Source organism: Nitrososphaera sp. (assembly GCF_050748925.1).
Classification (GTDB): Archaea; Thermoproteota; Nitrososphaeria; order Nitrososphaerales; family Nitrososphaeraceae; genus Nitrososphaera.
In genome coordinates this window covers 1-7,131 of sequence record NZ_JBOGQF010000095.1, presented here as the reverse complement: position 1 = coordinate 7,131, position 7,131 = coordinate 1, and the positions used below count along the sequence as shown (strand labels likewise).

Annotated in this window: 11 protein-coding genes; 10 read left to right on the top strand and 1 reads right to left on the bottom strand. The window is 57.5% G+C overall.

The genetic code is table 11. The annotated features are described in order from the left end of the window. The 9 genes from ACREAY_RS08515 to ACREAY_RS08475 form a co-directional block, all read left to right on the top strand. Positions 1-898: 3-phosphoshikimate 1-carboxyvinyltransferase (locus ACREAY_RS08515; protein WP_431755343.1), on the top strand; the 898-nt coding region annotated here is incomplete at its 5' end. A gap of 42 nt (positions 899-940) precedes the next feature. Beyond that, the gene (gene aroC, locus ACREAY_RS08510; protein WP_431755342.1) at positions 941-2,047 is read left to right on the top strand and encodes a chorismate synthase; all 1,107 of its coding nucleotides are present in this window, start codon (positions 941-943) and stop codon (positions 2,045-2,047) included. Continuing rightward, the gene (locus ACREAY_RS08505; protein ID WP_431755341.1) at positions 2,047-3,423 is read left to right on the top strand and encodes an aminotransferase class I/II-fold pyridoxal phosphate-dependent enzyme; all 1,377 of its coding nucleotides are present in this window, start codon (positions 2,047-2,049) and stop codon (positions 3,421-3,423) included. Before aroC ends, ACREAY_RS08505 begins: the two co-directional genes overlap by 1 nt. A gap of 1 nt (position 3,424) precedes the next feature. Next, entirely contained in the window at positions 3,425-4,249 is an 825-nt protein-coding gene (locus ACREAY_RS08500; RefSeq protein ID WP_431755340.1) for a prephenate dehydrogenase/arogenate dehydrogenase family protein, read from the top strand. Positions 4,250-4,283: 34 nt separating this feature from the next. Further along, the gene (locus tag ACREAY_RS08495) at positions 4,284-4,526 is read left to right on the top strand and encodes a hypothetical protein (RefSeq protein WP_431755339.1); all 243 of its coding nucleotides are present in this window, start codon (positions 4,284-4,286) and stop codon (positions 4,524-4,526) included. Between the two features lie 54 nt (positions 4,527-4,580). Beyond that, positions 4,581-5,174 (top strand): hypothetical protein, encoded by a 594-nt coding sequence (locus tag ACREAY_RS08490; RefSeq protein WP_431755338.1) that lies wholly within the window; start codon positions 4,581-4,583, stop codon positions 5,172-5,174. Between the two features lie 40 nt (positions 5,175-5,214). After that, positions 5,215-5,379: a hypothetical protein gene (locus tag ACREAY_RS08485; protein ID WP_431755337.1), complete on the top strand. Its 165-nt coding sequence runs from the start codon at positions 5,215-5,217 to the stop codon at positions 5,377-5,379. Positions 5,380-5,418: 39 nt separating this feature from the next. After that, positions 5,419-5,901, top strand: coding sequence for a hypothetical protein (locus ACREAY_RS08480; protein WP_431755336.1), 483 nt, complete (start codon positions 5,419-5,421; stop codon positions 5,899-5,901). A gap of 29 nt (positions 5,902-5,930) precedes the next feature. After that, positions 5,931-6,353 carry an SRPBCC family protein gene (locus tag ACREAY_RS08475; RefSeq protein WP_431755335.1) on the top strand — a complete coding sequence of 141 codons (423 nt, stop codon included), beginning with the start codon at positions 5,931-5,933 and terminating at the stop codon, positions 6,351-6,353. On the opposite strand, the gene ACREAY_RS08470 is transcribed toward ACREAY_RS08475, so the two are convergent. Continuing rightward, complete coding sequence (locus tag ACREAY_RS08470) at positions 6,350-6,886, bottom strand: hypothetical protein (RefSeq protein WP_431755334.1); 537 nt, start codon at positions 6,884-6,886, stop codon at positions 6,350-6,352. The two genes, ACREAY_RS08475 and ACREAY_RS08470, sit on opposite strands and share 4 nt — an antisense overlap. A gap of 70 nt (positions 6,887-6,956) precedes the next feature. Here ACREAY_RS08470 and ACREAY_RS08465 point away from each other — a divergent pair. Continuing rightward, positions 6,957-7,131 (top strand): DnaJ domain-containing protein (locus tag ACREAY_RS08465; protein WP_431755344.1); only part of this gene is annotated, 175 nt, incomplete at its 3' end.

Genomic DNA, 7,131 nt, shown 5'->3' with positions numbered 1-7,131 from the left:
GGCCTACTCTGCAAAAATGAACGGCACGCCTCCGCTGATAGTAAAGGGGGGCGGGATAAAAGGCGGGAGCGCGCTCATTGACGGCAGCATCTCCAGCCAGTTCATCTCTGGCCTGCTGATAGCCGGCATCTATGCCAATTCCGAGATTACGCTAAAGATTAAGGGCGACCTGGTGTCAAAGCCGTACGTCAGGGCGACGATGGCGACGATGGAAAACTTTGGAGTCAAAGTCGACCACGAGCCGGGCATGCTTGAATACCACATCCGCAATGCAATATACGCGCCGTCCCGGTTCGACGTGCCAAGCGATTTTTCCACCGCCGCGCTCATACTGTCGGCCGGCGCGCTGGCAGGCGACCGGCTGAAGGTAAAGGGGCTCAATTTCAACCTGCCGCAGGGCGACTCACAGATAATAGAGATAATGAGCAAGATGGGCTGCGCGGTCAAGGCTGACTGGGTAAAGGGCGAAGTCGTGGTGCAGGGCGCCGAGGCACTGGAAGGGGGCGAATTCGACCTTTCCGACACACCGGACCTCCTGCCGGTGGTCTCTGTACTGGCGCTGAGGGCAAAGTCTCCGGTCAAGGTGACCGGCGTCGCGCACGCCCGCGTCAAGGAGACGGACAGGGTCGCCAACATTGCCCGCGAGCTCCTCAAACTCGGGGCGCACGTTGACGAGTTTCACGACGGCCTGACCATCTCGGCGCCGAAAAAGCTGAAAAACGCGTCGCTTGAAGCCTACAACGACCACCGGCTCTTTATGGCGTTTACGATAGCCGCGATGCTGACAGAAAGGTCGATAGTGGCAGGCGCCGAGTCTGTCGACGTCTCGTACCCCAACTTTGTCTCTGACATGAAAGAGCTCGGGGCCAGGCTCTCGCCCATGCCGGACAGGGAATAATCAAAAAAGCCAAATATAGACGGCGAGCAAGTCGCACTGTCAATGGGGGGCAACATTATCGGCGAGCGCTTTGTCGCCATGAGCTTTGGAGAGAGCCACGGCCGCTGCGTGGGGATGGTGGTGGACGGGTGCCCTGCAGGCCTCGCGCTTTCAGAATCAGACATACAGCCCCAGCTCGACCTGCGCAAGCCGGGCCAGTCCGCAGTCACCACCCAGAGAAAGGAAGAAGACAGGGTAGAGATACTGTCAGGCGTATTTAACGGCTTTACCACGGGGGCGCCCATCTGCATGGCGATATGGAACAAGGACGCTGATTCCAGGTCGTACGAGGCGATAAAGGACATCCCCCGCCCCGGCCACGCTGACTATCCGGCGAGGGTAAAGTATGGCGGCTTTGTCGACTATCGGGGCAGCGGCAGGTTCTCTGGCCGGCTAACGGCGACGCTTGTCATGTCCGGCGCGCTGGCGCAAAAGCTGGTCCTGCAGACGCTTGGCATCAATACCGTTGCATATACATTGGAGATAGGCGGCATAAAGGCTGGCAACATCACGCCTGCCAACATTGCAACCCGCTATACAAACGATGTCAGGTGCCCCGACCCGGACGCGGCGGAAAGGATGCGCACTGCCATCCTGCAGGCAAAAAGGGACGGCGACTCGCTTGGCGGCATCGTCGAATGCATCAGCAGCAACCTGCCCGTAGGCCTCGGCGAGCCGATATTTGCCTCGCTCGAGTCGGACCTGAGCAAGGCGCTTTTCAGCATACCTGCAGTCAAGGCAGTCGAGTTTGGCTCCGGCTTTGAAGGATCTAAAAAGCGCGGCTCTGAAAATAACGACCTTTACTATATGAAAGACGGCAAAATAGCGACAAGGACAAACAACGCAGGAGGCATCCTGGGCGGCCTGTCAAGCGGCATGCCGCTTGTTATCCGGGTGGCGTTCAAGCCGGCCGCGTCCATAGCAAAGACGCAGGAGACCCTCGACGTGTCAAAGAGCGAGCAGGCAAATCTAGTAGTCCCGGGAAGGCACGACCCGTGCGTGGTGCCGAGGGCTCCGCCGATAGTCGAGTCGGTCGTCTCGATGGTGCTTGCGGACCACGCCATACGCTGCGGGCTGATACCGCCCGTCCTCAAGGGTGGCAGCAGCTGATGGTCGCAACAAACGACGAGCTAGAGTCGCTCCGGCTCCAGATCCGGAGTATCACGTCTGACATCATGCAAAAAGTGCAGCAGAGGATGGAGCTTGCCCGGCAGGTCGGCGAGGTCAAGGGCAGGCTAGGCATCGACGTCAGGGACGAAAAAGTTGAGAACGAAATCCGCATGATGGTGACAAGGCAGGCGCAAGAGACTGACATGAGCGGCGAGTTTGCACTCCGTTTGCTCAACATCCTGCTAAAAGAGTCAGAGTCGATCCAGGGGCTAAAGCGTCCCCCTGCGCCGCAAAAGATGACGCACCTTGGCATATTCCAAAAGGCAAAGCAGATGGAGGCGTCCGGGATAAAGATAATCCATCTCGAGGTGGGCGAGCCGGACTATCCCGCACCTGCCGTCGCCGGCAGCGCACTTGTCGAGTCGTTCCGGCAAAAAAAATACCACTATACAGACACCCGGGGCATCCCGCAGCTGCGGTCGGCGATAGCGAAAAAGAGCAAGGTCGCAGAAGAGCAGGTCATAGTGACCCCGGGCGGCAGGTTCGCGGTCTTTTCGGCCATCGCGTCGCTTGTAAAGCCTGGTGAGGAGTTGATATCGATAGAGCCGGCGTGGCCTGCATACAAAGAGTGTGCGGACTTTGTCGGTGCCCGGACCAGCGTGCTGCGCACGACGCTGGAGGAAGGGTGGACGCCTGATGTAAAGGAGCTAGGGTCCATGATAACCGAGTGCACCAGGATGATTGCGATAAACTACCCAAACAACCCGACTGGCAAGGTCCTTGACAAAGCAACTATGGACAAGATAATGGCACTTGCCCGGGAGCACGGCCTTTACCTGCTGAGCGACGAGGTGTATTCTGACTACTCGTTCAGGCCGTTTGAAAGCGCCCTTGCATACGACTATGAAAAGAGCATTGTTGTGTCGTCGTTTTCAAAGACGTACGCGATGACCGGGTTCAGAGTCGGCTATGCCGTCGCGCCGGCCGACATTATAAAAAAGATGGCAAAGGTGCAGGCGGCAGGCATAACAAGCGTCGCCGAGCCCATTCAGAACGCCGCGCTAGCCGCTCTTGGCGAGGACCCGTCTGGAAATGTGGAGCTGATGAAAAAGAGGCTGCAGTTCGTCTCTGCAAGGATAAAAGAGATGTCGCTCCGGTTCGTCGAGCCGGACGGGGCGATGTACGTTTACCCCGAGTTGCCCGCCGGCGAGGACATGGCAGTCGTCGAGAAACTGCTTGAGAAAGGGGTCGCGATTGCGCCGGGAAGCGGGTTTGGCGACTCGTACAAGAGGTTTGTGAGGATTTCCGCGTGCAGGCCGAAAGAAGAGATGGAAAAGGGGCTTGCGGTAATGGCAAAAGTGCTCAGGCAGGCTTGAAATGAAAGTAGCAATAATCGGCGCAGCGGGCAAGATGGGCTCCTGGTTTGCGTCCTACTTTGCAGGCCGAGGCCACGACGTCGTGGCGTACGACGTCAAGCCCTTTAGCGCCGGGGTTGCCCGGGCAAAGAGCGTGGTCGAGTGCGTGCGCGACACGGACCTTGCGATGATTTGCGTGCCTGTCAGGCACACGCCGGGGTTGATACACCAGTGCGCCAGCATGAAGGCCGGGTCAGTCATTGCCGAGATATCTTCAGTCAAGAGCAAGACTTTTCCTGCTCTAAAGAAGGTGCCTCTAGGCATCGAGACTTTGTGCATCCACCCGATGTTTGGGCCCGGCGCCAGCGAGAAAAAACAGCTAAAGGTGCTGCTGGTGCCTGTCCGCGACGTGCAGCTCGAAATGAAGACAGCGCAGGGATTGTTTGGAAACATGGCGATAAAGCCGCTGCCGGACGCCCGGACGCACGACAGGGCGATTGCAGCAGTGCTGGGGCTCACTTACTTTGTCAACGTCGCGTTTGCCGGCATGATGTCGCGGGAAAAATTGCAGACGCTAAAGGAAGTCGGCGGCACGACCTTTGGCATCCAGTCCATGCTTGCAGAAAGCGTCATGACAGACGAGCCGGAACTCATCCTGGCGCTCTTGCGGGACAACCCGTATTCTGCCAGATACATAAAGCAGTACCTGGCAAGTGCGCAGGAACTCACACGACTGGCGCGCGGCGGCAAGCTGGAAGGCCGGCTGAAAAAGACAAAGGCAGGACTGCAAAAGCAGCAGGACCTCCAGGCCTCTTACAGGCGCATGTACGAGATGCTTGACAAGTAGGCATATTACATACGCACCCCTTTCTCACATCAGCATGGCACTGCTCTGGCGAGACCCGTGGCTCAAGCCCCTTTCAGACGGCGACGTGGGGTCCGACGCCTGCGCTTTTTGCAAAAAAGGGTTTGGCAAGGTCGAGTTTGTGACTGCGTGCGAATTTTGCGACATCGGCGTCATGCACGACCAGTGCGCAAACCAGCACATCGCCAAGGGCCACAAAAAAGAGCTTGAGGGCAAGGTAAAGGACCACCGCGACAGGCGCCTCCACGACTACCAGTAAATTGTCAACAAATTTTGCGCTGCTCTCTTTTTAGTAATAGTCGCAAGAACGGCCATGCCCGGCAAACTATACACCTTTAACGCAAGTTCTTTTAGCCTCGAAGCCCCGGTCGAAGATTTCCTGAGGGCAAGGGGCGCCATCGCACTTGACTTTGGCTCTTATGCATACGTCAGCTCTGACGCCATGCCCGCGCTGCTGTCCGAGCTTGTCGAGAGGCCGGCGAGCTCGTCTGACGCCGTCGTCAGCCAGTTGAAGGTAGAGCTGAACAAGTTTGCAGCCGAGAGGCAGAGGCTGATTGAAGACGGCGCCCGGCTGGCGTCGCAGCTAAAGTCCGGCAGTGCCGAGATCGCGTCTCTGAAAGAGCAGGCTATTGCGGCATCCCGGGCCGCCGAAGCGCTGCGCGCCGAAAACGCGCGCATCAAGGCGACGGCCGTGCCGGCAGGGCCCACGCAGGCGCCGTCAGCCGCGGCAGACATGATGCTGAAGCAGTCCTACGAGAGGCTGGTCAAGGAGTTCCAGCAGCTCCGGAGCCAGAGCATCGAGGCGATAACGTCGGTCAAGGTGCTTGAAGACGAGAACACAAACCTGCAGGAAGAGATCGAGATGCTGAGGGCGCAGGCCAAGAACGCGTCGGCGCCCAAAGCGTGATTTTAAAACTTATATAACCAATGGCAAGTGATTTTACTCAATGGCTGAAAAGATGACGGCCGTGTGGCTGATTATCATAACTATCATCGTGTGCGCAGCCGTTCCCGGCCTGCTCATATACATGACTTCAACCCCGCCTGCCAAACTGCTTGCAGGCATATCCCTCATCGAGTCTGCCAACTATTTGCTGGCAACTATCCGCTAGTTCCAAAGACTTTTAACTTTTTGACGGGCACCAATAGCCATGGGCTTTGGAGAGCCTCTTGAGGGTCCCGCGAAGAGGAGGCGCCTGATCTGGTCGATGGCAGTCCTTGCCGCGGTCGTTATCGGGGCCGGCGTTGCCACAAAGACAGTCACCGACTATTTGCGCGCAAACGACCCGATATACCAGTGCATAGGCGACCCGGGCACGCAGCCGTACCAGCTGTCGGTGCCGGTGAGCGCGACAGAAGACGGCGTGCCGGCGCTCGTGCCGGCCGGCATTGGCATAACAGGGGATTGCACGCTGCCTGTCCACACCCTTGAAGAGGGCGTCATACACGTGGCATACAGGGAACCTTATGAGTTCAAGCTCGGCCACTTTATCTACAACTGGCTAGGCCAGGATCTGGGCATGTACGACACCAAGGTCTTTGTAAACGGCAAGGAGCACACCGACGGGCGCTTTTTGGACCTGCCCCTTCGCGATGGCGACTCTATCAGGATCGAGTTTGCGACGCGAAATTAATAATAACTTCTTGGCCTTACGATGCCTGGTTGAAAGAAGTCCAGACGGAAGTCGAGATCAACGCAAGCGCCCGGAAGGTCTGGGACGTCATCTCTGATTTTTCACGCTATAGCGAGTGGAACCCCTTTATCACGCGCGCCCAGGGGGAGCCAAGGGAAGGCTCGAAAATAACCATCGACGTGCGGACACCGGCAGGCGCGCACAGGACCTACAATCCCCGCGTCACAAAGGCAGAGCCGGAAAAAGAGCTCAGGTGGGTCGGCAAGGTCCCCGGCATCGTGAGCGGCGAGCATATCTTTACCATCGAGCAGCTCGACAACGACCGCGTCAGGTTTGCCAACAATGAAGTCTTTGGCGGCCTTCTGTCGTCGTTCTTTGGCGGGAGCATGGAAGACATCAAGGCCGGCTTTGAGCAGATGAACCAGGCGCTCAAGAAAAGGGCCGAGGGCTAGGGGATAATAAGGTAAGAGCCTATCGACACTGCCACGACTGCCATGTTGGTCGCAAAGTGCAGGGCATAGGCGTGATTGATGCCGCGCTTTTTGTAGATGTACTTGTAGAGAAAGCCAAGCGGCAGGAGCGCGAGCGCGACGTGAACCGGCACGCCCATAGCGACGTGCAGAAGCGCCCACGCCACGGTAAGCAGCGCGTTCTTGCGGAAATAAAATTCCTCAATATAGTTGACGTGGATGAGCATGTAGACGAGCATCGGGACAAAGGGCAGGACCCCAAAGAGCCCCTGGTCCGCACTGGGGCCAAGTGCAATGTTGTAGCCGAGCCACGACCAGCTCAGGACCGGGACATTGGAGAGCAGGTCCATTGCAAAGACGACGTACGCCAGCAGGCCACCGATGGTCAGCGGGAGCCACACGAGCGACCTCGCGCCATGACGGATGTCAGAAAGGCGCTTTTTGGTCTCTTTGACAAAGAGCAGCGTGGGGATGACTGTCACTGCGTAAAAGATGAAAAGATAGATGTCCTCCAAGCAGGCAGCATTGCGCCTGCCTGCTTATGTATGTTGCAAGTTTATTTACGCGCTTTGACCACATTATTTCGTGCCGAACTATTACGAGACCCTCGGGCTCGAGCCGGGCGCCTCCCAGGACGAGATAAAAAAGTCGTTCCGCAGCCTGGCCATGAAGTACCATCCGGACAAGAACAAGAACTCGGAAGAGTCGCGGCAAAAATTCATGAAGATAGTGGAGGCGTACGAAGTCCTGTCAGACGAGC

What these genes read in the sequence shown, in the direction of transcription:
- aroC (WP_431755342.1), top strand. Translation starts at nt 941, where the DNA reads ATGGGGGGCAACATTATCGGCGAGCGCTTTGTCGCCATGAGCTTTGGA.
- ACREAY_RS08505 (WP_431755341.1), top strand. Translation starts at nt 2,047, where the DNA reads ATGGTCGCAACAAACGACGAGCTAGAGTCGCTCCGGCTCCAGATCCGG.
- ACREAY_RS08500 (WP_431755340.1), top strand. Translation starts at nt 3,425, where the DNA reads ATGAAAGTAGCAATAATCGGCGCAGCGGGCAAGATGGGCTCCTGGTTT.
- ACREAY_RS08495 (WP_431755339.1), top strand. Translation starts at nt 4,284, where the DNA reads ATGGCACTGCTCTGGCGAGACCCGTGGCTCAAGCCCCTTTCAGACGGC.
- ACREAY_RS08490 (WP_431755338.1), top strand. Translation starts at nt 4,581, where the DNA reads ATGCCCGGCAAACTATACACCTTTAACGCAAGTTCTTTTAGCCTCGAA.
- ACREAY_RS08485 (WP_431755337.1), top strand. Translation starts at nt 5,215, where the DNA reads ATGGCTGAAAAGATGACGGCCGTGTGGCTGATTATCATAACTATCATC.
- ACREAY_RS08480 (WP_431755336.1), top strand. Translation starts at nt 5,419, where the DNA reads ATGGGCTTTGGAGAGCCTCTTGAGGGTCCCGCGAAGAGGAGGCGCCTG.